Raw genomic sequence first — 303 nt, forward strand, 5'->3', positions numbered from 1 at the left:
GAAAGAGCTAAATCCCACATCGGTTTCGGTGGCAGCAGCGATGGGCACCGGCGGGCCATCGAGCTCGGGGAACAACAGCTCCTGGCGGTCGGCCACCAGCCCGGAGACGCTCACCCCGACCAGGCGAAAAGCGCCGGCTTCCTCCGGTCGCGGCATGAGGCGCTGGGCGAGGGCGAAAATCTTGTCGAAGTCCTCCGTCGGGGCGGGCAGCCCGGCGGACTTCGTGTGCAGCTGAAAGTCGGTGGTGCGCGTCTTAACCGTCACGGTGCGAGCAGCACGGCCATCCTTCAGCAAGCGGCGGTG

Annotated in this window: 1 protein-coding gene; it reads right to left on the reverse strand. The window is 67.0% G+C overall.

The features are described from left to right. Positions 1-294: DinB/UmuC family translesion DNA polymerase (locus CYJ76_RS12050; protein ID WP_462345208.1), on the reverse strand; the 294-nt coding region annotated here is incomplete at its 3' end. Positions 295-303: the final 9 nt, after the last annotated feature.

Source organism: Kytococcus schroeteri, assembly GCF_002847825.1.
Lineage (GTDB): Bacteria > Actinomycetota > Actinomycetes > Actinomycetales > Dermatophilaceae > Kytococcus > Kytococcus schroeteri.